The 16,721-nt window shown below is 40.6% G+C and carries 15 protein-coding genes and 1 pseudogene; 11 read left to right on the top strand and 5 right to left on the bottom strand.

What is annotated here, in order from left to right; genetic code table 11:
* Both ON09_RS16075 and istB read left to right on the top strand, forming a co-directional pair.
* Positions 1-900: Mu transposase domain-containing protein (locus ON09_RS16075; protein WP_010602085.1), on the top strand; the 900-nt coding region annotated here is incomplete at its 5' end.
* 25 nt (positions 901-925) lie between these two features.
* Positions 926-1,675, top strand: coding sequence for an IS21-like element helper ATPase IstB (gene istB / locus ON09_RS16070; protein WP_010602084.1), 750 nt, complete (start codon positions 926-928; stop codon positions 1,673-1,675).
* Positions 1,676-1,775: 100 nt separating this feature from the next.
* Here the strand turns inward: istB and ON09_RS16065 are convergent, their stop codons facing one another.
* Positions 1,776-2,270 carry an Arm DNA-binding domain-containing protein gene (locus tag ON09_RS16065; protein WP_010602083.1) on the bottom strand — a complete coding sequence of 165 codons (495 nt, stop codon included), beginning with the start codon at positions 2,268-2,270 and terminating at the stop codon, positions 1,776-1,778.
* A gap of 734 nt (positions 2,271-3,004) precedes the next feature.
* Positions 3,005-3,367 (bottom strand): helix-turn-helix domain-containing protein, encoded by a 363-nt coding sequence (locus tag ON09_RS16060; RefSeq protein WP_010602082.1) that lies wholly within the window; start codon positions 3,365-3,367, stop codon positions 3,005-3,007.
* Between the two features lie 928 nt (positions 3,368-4,295).
* Here ON09_RS16060 and ON09_RS16055 point away from each other — a divergent pair.
* The 3 genes from ON09_RS16055 to ON09_RS16045 are packed head-to-tail and all read left to right on the top strand — an operon-like array spanning position 4,296 to position 9,677.
* A complete protein-coding gene (locus ON09_RS16055) occupies positions 4,296-5,030 on the top strand; it encodes a TlpA disulfide reductase family protein (protein ID WP_010602081.1) in 735 nt (244 codons plus the stop codon).
* Positions 5,027-8,275, top strand: a complete 3,249-nt coding sequence (locus ON09_RS16050; RefSeq protein WP_010602080.1) for a SusC/RagA family TonB-linked outer membrane protein — start codon at positions 5,027-5,029, stop codon at positions 8,273-8,275. Before ON09_RS16055 ends, ON09_RS16050 begins: the two co-directional genes overlap by 4 nt.
* Positions 8,276-8,285: 10 nt before the next feature.
* Positions 8,286-9,677 (top strand): RagB/SusD family nutrient uptake outer membrane protein, encoded by a 1,392-nt coding sequence (locus ON09_RS16045; protein WP_010602079.1) that lies wholly within the window; start codon positions 8,286-8,288, stop codon positions 9,675-9,677.
* Between the two features lie 104 nt (positions 9,678-9,781).
* Here the strand turns inward: ON09_RS16045 and ON09_RS16040 are convergent, their stop codons facing one another.
* The 3 genes from ON09_RS16040 to ON09_RS16025 form a co-directional block, all read right to left on the bottom strand.
* Positions 9,782-10,117 (bottom strand): hypothetical protein, encoded by a 336-nt coding sequence (locus ON09_RS16040; protein WP_010602078.1) that lies wholly within the window; start codon positions 10,115-10,117, stop codon positions 9,782-9,784.
* A gap of 97 nt (positions 10,118-10,214) precedes the next feature.
* Complete coding sequence (locus tag ON09_RS16035; protein ID WP_010602077.1) at positions 10,215-10,628, bottom strand: hypothetical protein; 414 nt, start codon at positions 10,626-10,628, stop codon at positions 10,215-10,217.
* 390 nt (positions 10,629-11,018) lie between these two features.
* Complete coding sequence (locus ON09_RS16025; protein WP_010602076.1) at positions 11,019-11,606, bottom strand: Crp/Fnr family transcriptional regulator; 588 nt, start codon at positions 11,604-11,606, stop codon at positions 11,019-11,021.
* A gap of 96 nt (positions 11,607-11,702) precedes the next feature.
* On the opposite strand from ON09_RS16025, the gene ON09_RS16020 reads away from it, so the two are divergent.
* The 6 genes and pseudogenes from ON09_RS16020 to ON09_RS15995 form a co-directional block, all read left to right on the top strand.
* Positions 11,703-11,963 (top strand): helix-turn-helix domain-containing protein, encoded by a 261-nt coding sequence (locus ON09_RS16020; RefSeq protein WP_157258983.1) that lies wholly within the window; start codon positions 11,703-11,705, stop codon positions 11,961-11,963.
* A 210-nt stretch (positions 11,964-12,173) separates the two neighbouring features.
* Positions 12,174-12,923, top strand: a complete 750-nt coding sequence (locus tag ON09_RS16015) for a LytR/AlgR family response regulator transcription factor (RefSeq protein ID WP_010602074.1) — start codon at positions 12,174-12,176, stop codon at positions 12,921-12,923.
* A gap of 228 nt (positions 12,924-13,151) precedes the next feature.
* The gene (locus tag ON09_RS16010; protein WP_010602073.1) at positions 13,152-14,222 is read left to right on the top strand and encodes a histidine kinase; all 1,071 of its coding nucleotides are present in this window, start codon (positions 13,152-13,154) and stop codon (positions 14,220-14,222) included.
* 333 nt (positions 14,223-14,555) lie between these two features.
* Entirely contained in the window at positions 14,556-15,524 is a 969-nt protein-coding gene (locus ON09_RS16005) for a toprim domain-containing protein (protein ID WP_010602072.1), read from the top strand.
* Positions 15,525-15,651: 127 nt separating this feature from the next.
* The gene (locus ON09_RS16000) at positions 15,652-16,524 is read left to right on the top strand and encodes an RteC domain-containing protein (protein ID WP_010602071.1); all 873 of its coding nucleotides are present in this window, start codon (positions 15,652-15,654) and stop codon (positions 16,522-16,524) included.
* Positions 16,525-16,568: 44 nt separating this feature from the next.
* A pseudogene (locus tag ON09_RS15995) lies at positions 16,569-16,721 on the top strand (nucleoside deaminase); the annotation flags it as partial.

Genomic DNA, 16,721 nt, shown 5'->3' with positions numbered 1-16,721 from the left:
CTCAGGGCGGCGGTAACCAAGAGCAACAAATACGAGCCAACACTGAACGAGACCTTTGCGGATTTCGCTGACCATTATGGAACAACAATTCTGCCTGCACGGGCATACCGCCCAAGGGATAAGGCACTTGTTGAAGGAGCTGTTAAGATTGCATATAGCCGGATCTACGCGCCACTAAGAAAACATGTCTTTCACTCCCTGGCAGAATTGAATGTTGCAATACTTGAGGCTCTTGAGATACACAATAGCCAGCCCCTCAAGGGAAGAAACTATAGCAGACGCCTGCAGTTCGAGGAGATTGAGCGGGAGGCACTCAATCCTTTGCCGGTGCTGAAATACGAGTTTAAGAAACAGCACCACGCAACGGTGATGAAGAATGGCCGCGTCAATCTTGGTCCCGATAAGCATTATTACAGCGTCCCGTTCCGTTTTATCGGTAAAAAGGTCAAGATACTCTACTCCAGGTCAAATGTGGAGATCTTCTATCACTATGAGCGCATAGCGATGCACAAGCGAATGAAAAGTCCTTATAGTTATAGTACGGATAAAGACCATATGGCCACTACCCATAAGTTCGTCACGGACTGGACACCGGACCGTTTTCTGGAATGGGCATCCAGTATAGATGAGGACGTCAAGCTTTATATCCTTAAAATACTCGACAGGAAACAGCATCCTGAGCAGGCGTACAAATCGTGCGTGGGCATACTAAGCTTTGCGAAGAAAGCCGGGAACCAGCGGCTGATCAATGCCTGCAGACGTGCACTTGGCTTTGGGATATACAGCTATAAAACCATACAGACCATACTTGAGCGCAACCTTGACCAGTATGAGGAAAGCCTGTTTGCTGATGAACTGCCAATGCCAGCCCATGACAACATTCGCGGAGGCGACTACTAAAAGTAACCATTAAAATCATATAGAAATGAATACGAATACACTTGACAAAATGCGAAGGCTGAAGTTCTATGGAATGTTCCATGCCTTCAAAAGCAGTATTGAAACCGGGCAGACCACAGAGTATACTGCTGATGAACTGTTGGCACACCTGATAGAGGCCGAATGGGATGACAGGCAAAACCGAAAGATTGAACGCCAGATTCTTTACGCCAGGTTCCGTTATAAGGCATCCATTGAGGATCTGCATTATCATGTAGAAAGAAGCATTGACAGGAATCAGATCATGAGATTGGCCGACTGCACCTTCATCGACAGGTTTGAAAATCTGCTTATCACAGGAAGCACTGGCATCGGGAAAAGCTATCTTGCCTCAGCAATAGGTTATCAGGCGTGTATGCTTGGTTACAGAGTTCTGTATGGAAGCACACCAAAGCTGTTCGCAAAGTTAAAGATGGCAAAGGCTGATGGATCGTATATAAAAGAGGTCTCACGTATTGAAAAGCAACAGCTTCTGATACTCGACGATTTCGGGATACAGCCATTTGACTCACAAAGTAGGGCTGCCCTTATGGAGATCATTGAGGATAGGCATGGAAAGACATCACTTATTATAACATCACAACTTCCGGTAAGTAAATGGCATGAGGTAATTGGAGAAAAAACGATCGCCGATGCAATCTTGGACAGGATTGTTCGCGATGCCCACAGGATAGAACTCAAGGGCGAATCGATGCGTAAAAAAAGAAGCGTTGCTCCCGAAAATACCTATCTGTAAAAATTACTTTTAAATCATTACTTTTGACATCGTACCTATAGCATCTGCTGCACTCGTTCGCCAGCAATTCAGGTGGTCAGTTTACCACGGAATCACATGGTCAGTTTCTCCGAAATATACAGTTGATGTCCTGAACCTCATATTTGAGCTGAAGAAATTGTTTAACGTGTCTGATGGAGCTTTGATAGGTTTGAAACGTACTATAACTGTATCCCTTACCGATCAGTTTTTCCATATTGTCATTGTGCTTCTGATAAACCCTCAGCAGGCTATGGTTAGACGTATTCTTTCCGGTAAGATGATCCCGTAAGATAACCGCTGTCACCTCATCTTCCTTTTCAACAAGAGTGGTATGAAACCGTCGAACTTTTGAGGCCAGCGTGTCCAGATAATCATTAAGTTCCCGGATCTCCTCGCGCAGGCCAGTGCCTTTACCTTTAAGTGCCGACCAGAAGCTTGGAATAATTTCCCTGCCGACAGAATATTCCGAATGTTTTCCTTTCACGGTAATCCGTAAATAGATGGGCATCATCTCGCCCTTGATAAAATTTTTTGGTCTTTTCAGATAGAATAAAAGATGAAAGTTGTAACTCATAATGATACATTTAAAATTAAACAAATGTACATTTGAGCCAGTGAGTCATCAAGATGTTCGTCAGTCGAACGAGCTGTAAATCAATATCTTACAAAATAATCCAGCACCCGAACATTTCGGAATAATTCCGGTTTTGATGTTTCAATCAATCCACTGACCTACAGTGTTTTACAAAACATAGTCAATTTTCGACTCACTCAGATTGACCATTCAAAATGGTCGAAAATGGGTCTTAATGTGTTATAAAAAACAAAACAAAGCATTGAAAATCAACGATTTGCGCGACAATGTTCTGGTTTGAATCTAAGGAAGTGGTCCCGACGAGAATCGAACTCAAATATAAATTTAAGTGTTTTCCGTTTCGTCTAGAGCGCTTTTTTGGATTTGATCACTGACCAATGACTTTAATAGTTGCCCAAAAGAATGGTTCTTCTTATCTAATATATAATTGGAGTTAACTGACGTTTGACTCTGTAGATACAGGAAATTATATCATGAAAAATTTTGAGTTGATTCAATCATAATTAATATGAAAAAACAATGCTAACGAATAATATAATGGCTTTGTTATTGCCACTTGTGTAAATTGATATGTAACGCAAATTTTGGTTTATGGTGATTTTTATAACTTTTGCGAGGACTATTGTTTTTTTTCAATGTAGACTAAATATATCGACCACCAATTTCCGCCTTATAAGTTTGCTTCTGATTTACTCAAAATAATTAATGTAACTTCAGGTTTTTGTTATTGGAGCTATTTGAATGATTTTTTCTTCAAATTGTCTACTCTCACTTCCGTCTTTATTCAGCTTCGGAACTTTTTCATAAATTATTTCTACCATATCATGCGATTGGATACCCCTCGGAATTAATTGGGCAACGGATTTTAACATTAAAGCTTTTGCAATTAGATTTAAGTGCCTGATACTATATTTATCTGGCTGTCCTAAGGCTTCAACTTTTCCTACAAAACTTTTACTTAAATTCATTTTCTCGCTCAAGTCTCTTTGAGATAGCTCACATTTCTCCCTTAATACCTTTACCTTGAGAATGATTTCATAGTCTAATTGCGATATTATGGTTGATAAATATTTCATAAAATTGCTCCGATAATTTGGAGCGTTAATATTGTTTTACTATATTTGTTATCAGTTAATTATAGCGACAAATAGAGTTAGGTAAAACTAGCTTTAACGATGTCTCTCATGAAACGAAACCGTCAAATTTCCTCCATGAGCTGATCGTGAGTTCGCCTATTCTATTGGATATTTATATCTTTGATATATTATTCAATAGGGCGAATTTCATGTAAGCCTTTTGGAGGGCTCAGATCTTATCTGAGTGGGTTCTTGACGGTACCAGTTTCAAAAGCAGTGAAGTTCGCCCTATTGGTTTCCCACCAATTTGGTTATCTTCTGCTTTTATTGAGTTCACATCGTTTTACATAAAGATTAACCGTTTATGAAAACGAAAAGATTAAGCGCCGTCAAAATTATTCACCTCCAGGAGGTGATTCGTAGTTATTCCCTAAAACTATTATTAAAGAACGTCATCTGTTCTCCATCGTAATAAGTGACAGAATTCCAAGTGATAATACAGCCCAAAAAAGCGGAGGCTGTGTGAAGAGAGCACACAAAGTCCCGCCGGGTTAATTCAGCTTGGTACCAGCCCTTTTTTGCTGATTAGGCAAAGTGCAGCACAATGGTTTTTCGCAATCCCAAGGTAAGTATCTTTTTCATAATAACAAATACGGTTTACCGTATCCGCATGTTTTTAATGTGGGGAGGGCTGGTTTTTGCCTAAATTTTCAGTACACAATATAAATTCAATTAAAGATAACATGAGCTTAAGCAACCACTATCCTTTCGATAGGCTTTATGCTTTAAAGCCTAAGAACCCGGTATAACCCACCAAAACCAAGGCAGGCAACCTGAAATGGTTAAATAGAAATAGGTTCTTTAATGATACCTGCCTTGGTTTTCTAAGAATAAATTTAAAATTTCCTTCAACTAACCAAGCAAACTCATGGAAAAACCAATAATTATAGCCGTGATGGCTATGCCATGCCTTTTACTCTTAAATTGTTTTGATTTAAATCTCAAAAACAATGACCGTCCAGGTACACTCATGCTGTTGCTGTTGCAAGTGATGTATAAATTCAGGCTATTTATTTTAAAAAATCTTGCCAGAACTTTTCTTTTTATCAATTTATTTTTCTTCCTGGCATTAGACTCAAGCGGACAAATTGCGCAAAAGCAAGTGCTTTCCATTGGAGATACTGTTCCAGAGAGCCTGTGGAACTCGAACCATACTGTTTATAAGGAGGGAAAGATCGTTAATCATAGTCTTGAACAATACAAAGGACAACTTTTGATACTGGACTTCTGGAGCACATGGTGTGGCCCATGCATAAGGTCATTGCCTGAACTCGATTCAATAGGAAAAATGTTCAGAGACAAAGTTCAAGTGGTACTGGTCACTAAAAACACCAACGAAATTCTAAGCAAATTCCTGAAAAATAGCGATTACGCCAAGGGAGTAAAATTGCCCTTTATACTTAACGACTCCATTCTCAACAGCCATTTTCCTCACCAAAGTATATCACACCAAATCTTTATCGATAGTAAAGGGATTGTTAGGGCTATAACAGGCATTAATGGAGCCACAATCAAAAATATTCAGCAAATCGTTAATGGAAATCCAATTGATTTTCCGCTCAAGGATGACTTTGCTCCACGCTCTAATCCAAATAAAGAATGAACGAATTAATATTTAACCATTGCATACGTGTTGGTTTTTCGGCTACGCTATTCATTTTAACCTACTTTTGCTGTCCTTTTAAAACGCTAGCACAGCAAAGAGAAAGACTGCTGTCTGGAACTGTCATTTCTTCCAATGACCGCAACCCTATATCCGGAGCCATACTCACTATCGGTAAAAAATCCACTAATTCTGATAACGATGGAAAATTCTCTATCTCAACCACTATAGAAATAGGAGATTTGAAAGCATCCTTTGTTGGGTTCAAGACAAAATTGATTCCTTTTGACCTCAACAAAAGCACGGTAATACCTATATTCCTCGAAGTGGATTCACTTGATCTTGGCTCGGTCGAAATTTCTACAGGATATGAACAGAAAAGGAGGGAACGGGTCACAGGCTCCCTCGACCTGGTTGACAACAAACAGCTGAATGCACAATTTGGACCAAACGTGTTGAACAGATTGGAAGGCATGACTCCGGCAGTGTCCTTTGACAGGGATGGCCAGCGTCCGGGATTAACAGTAAGGGGAATCAGCAGCATCAATGCCTCGAAATCTCCTCTTATCATATTGGATAACTTCCCATACGCAGGCGAAATCAGCAACATCAATCCAAATGATATCGAGAGCATTACTGTCTTAAAAGACGCAGCAGCATCCTCTATTTGGGGCGCAAGGGCTGGTAATGGCGTTATTGTGATTACCTCGAAAGCGGGACGTAAGAATCAGGAAATGTCCATCGCACTGAACAGCAATTTGAGTATAACATCTAAGCCCGATATTTACAAAACTCAAAATTTTATATCGTCTTCAGATTATATCGATCTTGAAAAGTTTCTATACTCAAAAGGCTATTATCAGTCCCTGCTGGAGAACATTAGCAATTATTCCGTAGTATCACCGGTAGTGGAATTACTTAGAAAGCGTTCAGCGGCTACAGCCGAAGAACAGGTCCACATTGATAGACAAATTGAAGATCTGAAAAGAAATGATGTAAGAGGGGATATCGACCGCTACTTATATTCCACAGGTTACAATCAGCAGTACGCGCTTAGCATTAATGGTGGCAGTGAAAAAAACACTTATTTTTATTCAGCAGGATACGATAGGGGAAAGAACCAACTGTCTGCCACAAACGACAGGTTATCAATCAAAGCCCAAAACGCCTTTAACCTGAGCGACAGGCTCTCACTAAGAACTAATCTATTGTATACCGCAACCACAAACCGATCTGGAAAGCCGGATCCTGCATCGATCAGATCAGGAGTATCTCAAGGTCTATACCCTTATGCAATGCTTGCTGACAGGGAAGGTAATTCTCTTGCGATTCCCAAGATCTATCGTGAAAGTTATGTCGCAACAGCTGGCGGTGGAAAACTGTTGGACTGGAAGTATTATCCACTGGAGGATTATAAAAACTCCAATAGTTCAAGAAAATCACAGGATTTTCTGACGAATGTTAATCTGGAGTACCGGATTTTGCCATGGCTGAAAGCTGGCGCGAGATATCAGTTTGAAAAACAAATCACAGAGGGAAAAACGCTTAATACGGAAGGAAGTTTTTTCACCAGAAACATGATTAATCAATTTACCCAGCTCAATCAGGTGACTGGTGCCCCCAAATACTTCATTCCTAGGGGCTCCATTTTAGACCTCAATAAAATTGATCTATCCTCTCAGAATCTCAGGACGCAGATCGATGTTGATAAATCATGGAGCGATCACAGCATCAGCGGAGTAATAGGTGCTGAGGTAGGACAGAGCCGGACTAATGGTAATTCATATCGTACTTTTGGTTATAACGATGAACTTGGCGTGGCAACAGGACTGGTCGATCCGGTCAACAGTTATCCGTTATTTTACGGCGGGACGGCGACTATTGGAAACAACAATACCTTTTATGGGACAGATAACCGATCTATAGCCTATTATGCCAGTGGGGCATATACTTATTTAGGCAGGTATAGTTTCTCCGGAAGTATCAGAAAAGACCAGTCCAATATTTTTGCAGTAAAAACGAATCAAAAGGGAAGACCTTTTTGGTCAGCAGGAGCAGCCTGGGACCTGACAAGGGAAGCTTTTTTTCCGCTTTCGACCTTTTCCTACTTCAAGGTCAGAGCCACTTATGGAACTAGCGGCAACGTTGACAATTCGCTCTCTGCCCTTACGACGATGAGCTACACAGGAAGTCCAAATTCGCTCACCGGATTTACCCAGGCAGTGATCAACAAATTTGCGAATCCTGATCTAAGATGGGAAAAAACCGGCATGTTCAATATCGGAATCGATTTTGCAACTTCCGGCGGCAGGATTTCCGGAAGCCTGGATTACTATCAAAAAAGAGGAACAGATCTTTTGGGCGATGCTTTAATTGATATCACAACTGGTCTGAAGGTCACTACTGTGCGTAAAAATGTCGCAGCCATGAGTGGTAAGGGGATTGATCTGACATTGAATACATTAAATATAGACAGCAAGATTAAATGGAGAAGTACATTATTACTCGCCTACAACCAGAACCGGGTCCGGAATTATTACCTGAGCACTTATCAGGGATCTAATTACATTACGCCTCAGGGTAACCTGATTACCCCGGTAGCGGGATATCCGGTATATTCTATCTTTAGTTATAGAGCAGCCGGCCTTGATCCGCAAACAGGAAATCCACTCGGGTACCTTGGGGATAAAATCAGTACTGATTATACTGCGATAACAGGTAGTGGTACCCAGGTTGCGGACCTAGTCTACAATGGCCCATCAACACCGGTTGTGTCCGGTGCAATCAGAAATACGCTAAACTATAAAAATTTTGAACTCTCCGTTAACATCACCTATAAACTCGGCTATTATTTCCGGAAGAACTCAGTAGCATACAGTTCCTTGTTTGCGGGCTGGGTACAACATGCGGACTATATGAGCCGATGGCAAAAAGAAGGTGATGAGCGCTTTACGACCATCCCTTCCCTTGTATACCCGGCTGATCCAAACAGGGATGCTTTCTATGCCGGATCAGAAACGCTGGTAAGGCGTGCCGATCATTTGAGGCTTCAATATGTATCTATAGCTTACAGTGTTCCTGGTATAAAGTTAAAAAAACTACCGGTCAGGGATCTTAGCATAACAGCGAATGCTTCTAATCTTGGAATGCTCTGGGCCGCCAATAAAGACGGCATCGACCCTGACTATCCTTATGATATCAGCCCGCCAAAAATGCTTTCATTTGGATTAAGGGCTAAATTTTAAAATAAAGACGATGAGAAAAAGATTAAAACCAACCGAAAACTACGCTAGAATTCTAACGTTTTTTCACCTTGTGGCCATATTGCTTCTATTTGGCAGCTGCAAAAAATACCTGGATGCAAAACCGGAAAAATCCATTCAGATCCCTAAAACGACAGCCGATCTGCAGGCACTCTTGGACTATGCCGATGATATGAACAACATTTCTGCGCCCGCTCTTGAAGTGTGCTCTGATGACTATTATCTTCCTGATAATGTCTGGAATTCCCTTACCTCAGTATCCAGAAAAAATCTTTATATATGGGAAAGGGATGTGTTCAACGATAATATAACGCCCGGAGAATGGGCTTCCACTTACATTCCGGTCTACAAGGCTAATGTGGTGCTGGAGGGTTTAGAGAAACTAGAAAGGATTTCCTCAAACGCTAGTGAATATGATCAGATCAAGGGGGCTGCACTTTTATATCGTTCAAGGTCTTTTTTTGAAGCGCTGCAGGTTTGGGCATTGCCTTATGATCATAACTCGGCAACTAATACTTTAGGAATTCCGCTGCGGTTAGGATCAGATTTTAATGAAGTCTCCGTAAGATCCAGTATCCGGCAATGTTATGACCAGGTTATAGCGAATTTGAAACAGGCTGCAATGCTGCTTCCTGTTACTCCGCAACATGTGATGCGTCCTTCGCGTCCTGCCGCATTTGGTTTACTGGCCAGGACCTACCTGGTGATGCAGGATTATGAGAATGCAGGGCTTTATGCGGATTCATGCCTCCAATTGAAAAATACACTTATTGATTATAACGTCTTGAATAGTACTTCCGCTTTTCCATTGCCCCGCTTTAATGCTGAAATTGTGTTCAGCACTGCCATTATCCCGCAGACCAACTCAGTCAATGGCCGGATTGACAGTACGCTTTACCGTTCCTATTCAGAAAATGATCTCCGGAAGAAATTATACTTCAAGGCTTTCACGGCAGCTACGGGCGGAGGATTTGGTTTCAAGGGAAGCTATTATGCTGCCAACAACCTTTTTAATGGGATTGCAACAGATGAGATGCTGCTGATACGTGCAGAAAGCAAAGCCAGGAAAGGATCCGGTGCAGAGGCATTGGAAGACTTGAACGCCCTGCTTTTAAAAAGGTACGCCACCGGTAAATTTGTTCCATACTCTATTACCAATACAGCAGATGTACTGGGCCTTATACTCACAGAGAGAAGGAAGGAATTGCTTTTTAGAGGTTTAAGATGGGCAGATCTGAAAAGGCTTAATAAAGAAAGCCGGTTTAGGAAAACCCTTAAGCGAAATCTGAATGGGAATATTTTTGAATTGCTACCTGGGGACCGCAGGTATGCGCTGGCAATACCAAATAGTGTAATCGAGCTGAGCGGGATTCCCCAGAACTGACCTTGGAATATGGATACGATTAGTTTACATGAATTTCCACGCGAAAACTATTGCAAAAAACAAACCGCTGGCGTGATTGGCGCCAACGGTTTGATCCCTTAAAATTAAGGTTGCAGTTGGTGCTTGGTTTGGGAAGCATCAATCTGAGACAGATCAGGTCTTACGGTACCTGAAACGGTTACCGGCTCTGCATAGATGGCGCAACGCATTTCACCACCACCGCAATCCTCAGGCTCTCCACCAGCGGTATATTCGGTGTAATTCAGCTGATTGCTTTCACCAGCTATGTCGCTTCCTGTATATACGAACCATTGTTTGGCTCTTTTTTCTTTTACGGTTCTTAGGTTTTCAGGTTGAGTAAAGGCACTTAAGCCAATCACACCTGCAACTGAAAGTATTGCTGCTACAGCAATGTTTCTAAAATTGAACAATCTGTTCATATGTTTTGACTTTTTATAGCATCAAAAAAGTGTTCCAAAAACTTTTGTTTTTTATTTATTTAAGGTTGTCCTTTGGCGGACCTCGCCGGAAACTATTTCATAACATAATGACCATGGTTCCCATTTCCCGGATAATGTTGCCGGCATCATCCGGGATAACCGTGAATAGGCTATGCTTACGGTTGTGAATGAATTTATGGATAACCCTCTTTTCGGTATTGGAATAAGTCAAAGCTAGTTTGCACAGATGGAGTCCAATCCGGATCAGCACAATGATAAAACAAACAATAAATACGATAAGCAGCACTACCACATAGGCAGTGGCCCTGATGAAAATGATCCTTGCCACCTGTGTCATCTTTGCTTTGTTTAAAATTTTCATTTCTTTAACCTGATTTATTTTTCTTTTAAAAAAGCGGTGCAAGCCTTGAACTGCCCTTCCTGTTGTTTTGCACTTTATCGTTGTCTCAACGTTCCCTTTACCAGATCCCCCGCTTTCTCTTTCCAGCACCTCGGGCTTTATGAATCATCTGCAGGCTCGGTCTCGGGGACCTCGCCATTTTTATTTCTGTTATTTCCCACAGCAATGGAAGTCATCACGCTGGTATTGCCATAATTTGATTAGTCTTCAATGAGATTGTATTTTCTCATACCCCGATTGTAACGAATATCAAATCCACTTTTTCGTAACCGAGCAATATCAGATTTTATAGTGCGGTCACTGCAGGCCATCAGTGCTCCGGTTTTAACCGAAGTACTGACCATCCCTCGCCGAATGAGTGAGAGCAGCCTTTCCAGGCGTGCTGTTTTTGTAACTATAGACATATATGAACTGATTGTCTATACAAAGTTTGCTGCTGCTAGGGAAAACAGCAGTTCAAAATTTAAAGAAACAGCCTGCTTATTTCTTTGAACTAAAAAGTAATGATTTGATAATCCCGCTCATTGTGGATTCTGAAATACCCAAATAAGAGGCAATACTTTTCTGGCTGACCAGCATGGAAATATTTGGATGATGGTTCTTTAGCGATAAATATTGTTCTGTGGTAGATGAGGTTCTGATTAATTCATTATAATTAATGAGTTTAAGTAGTTCATCTGTTAATATTTTTTTGGTTAGTCGTAAAAATTCTGGCGATATATCTTCCAATGCTCTCCAGTCATAATAGCTCACCCTGTAAATTGTTCCCTCTTGTTCGCATAGAATGCCCTCTTTACTTTTTTGTTGTTTGAGGTAACTGGTTGTTAGACAGCATAATTCTCCGAGACCAAAAAAGCCCAGCGTCCTGTCAAAGCCTTCTTTATGTGTAAAACTCCTGAAGAACCCGGAGACGATAAAATAGGTATATCTGTTTACCTCTCCTGGTAAAAGCAGGAAATTGCCTCTACTGACTGTAAATTCTTTTGTCCGGAGTTGTAGTTCAGCCAGCAGATTTTCCTCTAACGGAACATGGCTGGTTAGATAATCTTTAAAAATTTCAAAACTCATTTTCGCAATAATTTAGGTAATCAACTTTTTATTTATTCATCGGCAAACTATTTTAACCCATGTGATTTTATCTATTCTCACCTAATGCATTTTCCTATGAATGAAGACATCATTAAAAGAATTGATGAGCTGATGAGAGTCCAGCAGCATATCCTTCTGAAACTTAATTCATTTGATATCTATCGGAAAAACCTGATAACCAATTGGTACGATAGTGCGGATATCAAACGTCTACTAAATATTAGTACAGCCACACTATTCAGGCTTAGAAGGTCTAAAACCATTCAGTCCGCCAAAATCTCCGGTAAATGGTATTATAGACTTCCGGATTTTGAAGAATTCAAATACAATGGATAAAAATATGTTCAAGTGAGTTTGCCTCAGTTGCTGAATTTTAACGCATTTTTTTTTAGCAAAAGATAAAAGTGGTATAAAGACACATTATTGTGATGGAAACAGAATATTTAAGGATGAAATTTTTTTAAATGACCAAAGATCTTGAGTTTTGTGTGATAAAATAGGCGAAAATATTCCTGTAATTGCTAATTTTGCTGAAAACCATTGTTCATGATGACCACAAAACTTAAATGTGTTGCTGTCGATGATCAAACTCATGAGTTGTCAGTAATACAAAAATTAATACGTGCCCATCCGGATTTAATCTTATTGAAGACTTACTCTTCTTCTCTTAAAGCGCTTGCTGGCATTAAAAAAAACGACAACATTGATATCGTTTTTATGGATGTTGAGATGCCGGAACTGGACGGAATAAATCTCGCGAAACTTATACGAGCAAATACCAGGCATCTGGTCTTTATCACAGCATTCGAGCAATATGCCCTGAAATCTTTCTCGGCGAGTCCGGATGATTATTTATTAAAGCCGGTCAGTAAGCTGGCTTTTGTGGAATGTATTTCTAAAGTGATTTCCAGGTCAGCTCAGCCCCTGCAATCGAATAGCGAGATCGATGATGACCTTTTTATACCTACAGAGATCAAAGGAATCTCAGCGCGGGTCCGCAGGGCGGATATTGTGATGTTTGAACCACTAACGGGTACAAACTATACCAAAATATATACGGAAGAAAAAGTACATGAAATGCATGTGACGCTAAACGCTATCGAACAATATCTCCAGCAGGATAGCAGATTTATGCGGATTAGCAGGAGTTGCATTATTAACTTAAAGCACATTGTCACCCTCAGCGCGGGAAAGGTAATCATGGGGCCGATGAAAAAGAAGATGTCCATCGGCGCCGATTATGCAGAAATTTTCCATGCCTATCTCTCAGATCGCCTATTGGGCAAGATCGGTTGATTATTTAAAGTCCTGCTGAACATGGGTGAGCAGGGTGGTAAATACTGTCGTAGGGTCAGTTGTCTTTACATTCATGTTACCCCTTTGTTTAAATACAAAAACTGTTCTTGCATTAAGCTTTTTGATGATCTTTTGTTTCATGCAGTAAACATGTGACTCATCGTTATTTAATGCTTTGTTTAATTGTATAAGCCCTTTTTTGGGGGGTGAAATACCAATATTGCGTATATGGAAAAATATCCCAGACCAGCGTATAATGTGATATGGCACATTGCATTATGGGCTGGATATTTTATTTTTGAATATTTACTCGCTTGGGGCTATGTAGGTGTGATGCCCCAAATCATGAGTTCCCTCGCACACTTCACAGTGAATATTGTGCTGTTTTATGTGCTTTATAAGATAACTTTCCCTAGACTGTCTTGGTCAAATCCTAAAAGTATTGCCATTTCAGCAGCGCTGATATTACTTGTTGCATCGATATTCGTCGCAATGAAACTGGTGGTAGATATGCTATTAATGCTAGGAACTGGTCGTGAAATTGGTCAGCAACTATTTAGCATGCAAAGTATTACCGGATATTTTTATCGTTCGGCTGCTTTCGCCTTTCCAGCCATCGGGATATATAACTTATTAAGGTTTGAAAAAGAAAAGCAAAACAAGCTGTTGTTTATTCAGTCGCAATACAATAAAATGCTCGAGGATCAAATCACCCAGAGGTTACTGGACCGGCATAAAGGCACAATGTTAAACGATCACATTGACTATCACTTCTTTTTTAGTATGATGAGTTTTATCAGTAGCCGACTAATCAAAAAAGATCAAATTGGTCGGCAAGTGATCAATCAATTTGTTGACGTTCTACGTTACACTACTTCAACAAAATCCTCTGCAACAATGCTGCGCTTATCAGATGAATTAGATCAGTTAAGTATCAGACTTGAACTCAAAAATATAATTGCGAGTCAACCCATTTACTTAAAAATAAGTCGGCCAAGTATAGACTACATCATTCCAAAATCGCTTCTTATGCCATTATTTATCACCCTTCTTAAAAACTGCGAATTTACAGGTGAAAAGCAAGTGCCGACGCTTTCATTAAAGGAAACTGATCAAATGCTGGCTATTATTTTTGAAAACCTAAAAGTTCATTTTCTCTGTGACGAATTAAAAACTGAATTCGCCAGTCTTGATGCATACCTCAAAGGGCGATTTAAAGAAAAAGGACATTTGAGATATGAACATAGGGGCAAAAATCTTTTTGTTGAACTTAGATTTCCCGCGCTAAGATCAAAGTAAAGTGCTCATCATTTAACCCTGACTTGAATCAAATGTGGTCAAAATCATTCAAAACATTTCAGCCACACGCTCTGGCTTGTATCACAATGAATTTATGTTTCTTTTGCATAGGGCAACAGTTGGTGGATGATCATTACTAAGTATTTGGCAAGTTCCAAAACAGCGGATGTGATAAGTTTAGTGCAGGCATAATTTTTCGAAATGTTTATCTCACAGCAATATGTGACTTGCTGGATTGTTGCGCCTCATTGGCCCTTGTTAATTGGTCGTTGGTGTATATATTGAAAAGTTAATTTTTTCTACTCAGATTTTTGGATGATTAAATTAAATACTATGTCTGGTTTTTTAAATGTTAAGGAGATCAAGGAAAAGGTATCCCTACTTGATTTTCTACGGAATCTGGGTTATTCTCCACAGAAAGTATCTAATGGCGAACATTTTTTCCTGAGTATGCTTAGGGAGGAATATACAGCTTCGCTGTGTGTTCACGAAAAACTTGGTGTCTGGTTTGACTACGGTGGGGCAGGCGTTTCAGGAATCAGGAGCGGAAGTGTGATTGATTTTGCGTTGGCCTACTGGTATCCCTCTGGTCCCCAAGAAGTGTTGCATAAGATTGTGGAGTATGCCCAGGTCGACATTGATTCCCCAGAATACAGGGCTTCCGGTGAGGCTAAAACGGAGAGACCGGTCCGGTTCCAGCGTTATAAAATCGAACGGATGGATGAACCGGGGAGTAATGCCGCCATAAACGGGTATCTAGCCAGGAGGGGAATTTGCTCGGTAGCGAAGGGCCATCTGTATGAGGTTTATTATGCTGCTTTGGATGATCGAAAAAAGCTCCGGCGATATTTTGCCCCTGGCTGGCCTAACGAAAACGGGGGATGGGAGGTAAGGAATAAAAACTTCAGGGGTTGCCTGGGCCATAAAGGTGTAAGCTTTCTGCAGGGCTCAGCGAAAAGGCTCTGCGTATTCGAAGAATATTTCGATTTTTTAAGCTGGAGGGTAGAGCATCCGAAGGATCCTGCATCTATTCTGGTACTTAATTCTCTCGCTATGCTGCAGACTGCAAAAGCCAGGGCTATTAAGTATGATAATATTGAACTGTACTTCGATCATGACCGGGCGGGGAGGGCGGCGACCAGCGCATTTATAGCCGATCTGGATATCAGCAGGGACAACTCCTGGATTTATGCGGGATTCAAGAATTATAATGAGAAGCTGGTTGCAGATATCAGCTCGGGCAAGATTGCAATTGCCAGAACCGGATTGTCTGGTGATGTTAGTAAAGGACTGAAGTGGTAATACCTGGCCGCATATTTTGCTACACAGATATACAAATAAGAACTTATTTATTTGATAATCATACCTGTAGGGTGGATTGATCATCATAACAAGTGGCCGATTCTTTAACATACTTTATTTTTTATTTATGGATACTAAATTTGTTGATGGACTTTATGATAGGCTTGAAGGTGAATTACTGGAATTGGGGAGTAACATTGAGTTTTACCCACGCCGCCTTGCCGCGATTTCAGGCGCGTTAAAAGAATTGAAAGCGCATGTTGTCCGGTCTGGATTTTTAAGTGATTTGGATGAAGTGATGTTTTTTAAGTTTGTGAAGCCCAGGTTTTATATGCTTTATATTTATGAAGTGGAACTTTTTAATCTGATTTCAGGGGTTCCCGTTGGCACAGATGATATGATCCGGGATTATTATCTTTCCGAGCTCAGCTTTATAAAGCGTTTTTATTCGCTACATAGTTTTTTATATGATTATTATTCCAGGGAAGAAGAGATGATGGATGATACTTTTTTTCTTCGCCGTAACCTGGATTCGCTGCTGCCTGATGTGGCGGGAATCGGCGTTATCGGGATCTGTAATGACGGTTTCTCAACGAATCAGGATTATAATTTCGCTAAATTCCGGGCACTGGAGAAATTACAGGAATATATTCTGGAAAGAATCAGGCTGATTTACGTTCGTCCTGAGCCGGTTATTCCCGATGCGCTTCTGTTAACAGGAAAGCTGAAGTGGACTGATGAAAAAATTAAGCTGGTGGAGCTTGCCTATGGAATTTTTCTTTCTGGTTCACTAAATAATGGGAAGCTGGAGATTGCAGAGGTGGTGCATTGGCTGGAGCAGAGCCTGAATGTTGATCTGGGAGTGGCGTACCGGAAGTTTATTTCGATAGGCAGAAGAAAGAATGTAAGCTACACGAAATATCTCGATGAGATGAGAAATAAAATTGTAGGGTATATTTCTGAGAAAAATAAATATGTGCCCAAGTCTTTTAAAGCCTAATCATTGTTGTGGAAACTTCTTGCTTTTCTATCTGTTGATTGGCTATGGAAACACATCAGAAATTTATGCAAAAGGCGATTTCCTTATCCCGGAAAAATCTGAAAACCCTGGATGGCGGCCCATTTGGTTGCGTTATCGTAAGAGATGGAAAAATATTGAGTGCGGAGCCAAACACCGTTACCCGTGAGTGTGTACGT

It is taken from the genome of Pedobacter agri PB92 (assembly GCF_000258495.1).
Taxonomy (GTDB): domain Bacteria; phylum Bacteroidota; class Bacteroidia; order Sphingobacteriales; family Sphingobacteriaceae; genus Pedobacter; species Pedobacter agri.
Note: the sequence above shows the minus strand (reverse complement) of the source record. Positions and strands in the feature narration are given on the sequence as shown.

What these genes read in the sequence shown, in the direction of transcription:
- istB (WP_010602084.1), top strand. Translation starts at nt 926, where the DNA reads ATGAATACGAATACACTTGACAAAATGCGAAGGCTGAAGTTCTATGGA.
- ON09_RS16065 (WP_010602083.1), bottom strand. Translation starts at nt 2,270, where the DNA reads ATGAGTTACAACTTTCATCTTTTATTCTATCTGAAAAGACCAAAAAAT.
- ON09_RS16060 (WP_010602082.1), bottom strand. Translation starts at nt 3,367, where the DNA reads ATGAAATATTTATCAACCATAATATCGCAATTAGACTATGAAATCATT.
- ON09_RS16055 (WP_010602081.1), top strand. Translation starts at nt 4,296, where the DNA reads ATGGAAAAACCAATAATTATAGCCGTGATGGCTATGCCATGCCTTTTA.
- ON09_RS16050 (WP_010602080.1), top strand. Translation starts at nt 5,027, where the DNA reads ATGAACGAATTAATATTTAACCATTGCATACGTGTTGGTTTTTCGGCT.
- ON09_RS16045 (WP_010602079.1), top strand. Translation starts at nt 8,286, where the DNA reads ATGAGAAAAAGATTAAAACCAACCGAAAACTACGCTAGAATTCTAACG.
- ON09_RS16040 (WP_010602078.1), bottom strand. Translation starts at nt 10,117, where the DNA reads ATGAACAGATTGTTCAATTTTAGAAACATTGCTGTAGCAGCAATACTT.
- ON09_RS16025 (WP_010602076.1), bottom strand. Translation starts at nt 11,606, where the DNA reads ATGAGTTTTGAAATTTTTAAAGATTATCTAACCAGCCATGTTCCGTTA.
- ON09_RS16020 (WP_157258983.1), top strand. Translation starts at nt 11,703, where the DNA reads ATGAATGAAGACATCATTAAAAGAATTGATGAGCTGATGAGAGTCCAG.
- ON09_RS16015 (WP_010602074.1), top strand. Translation starts at nt 12,174, where the DNA reads ATGATGACCACAAAACTTAAATGTGTTGCTGTCGATGATCAAACTCAT.
- ON09_RS16010 (WP_010602073.1), top strand. Translation starts at nt 13,152, where the DNA reads ATGGAAAAATATCCCAGACCAGCGTATAATGTGATATGGCACATTGCA.
- ON09_RS16005 (WP_010602072.1), top strand. Translation starts at nt 14,556, where the DNA reads ATGTCTGGTTTTTTAAATGTTAAGGAGATCAAGGAAAAGGTATCCCTA.
- ON09_RS16000 (WP_010602071.1), top strand. Translation starts at nt 15,652, where the DNA reads ATGGATACTAAATTTGTTGATGGACTTTATGATAGGCTTGAAGGTGAA.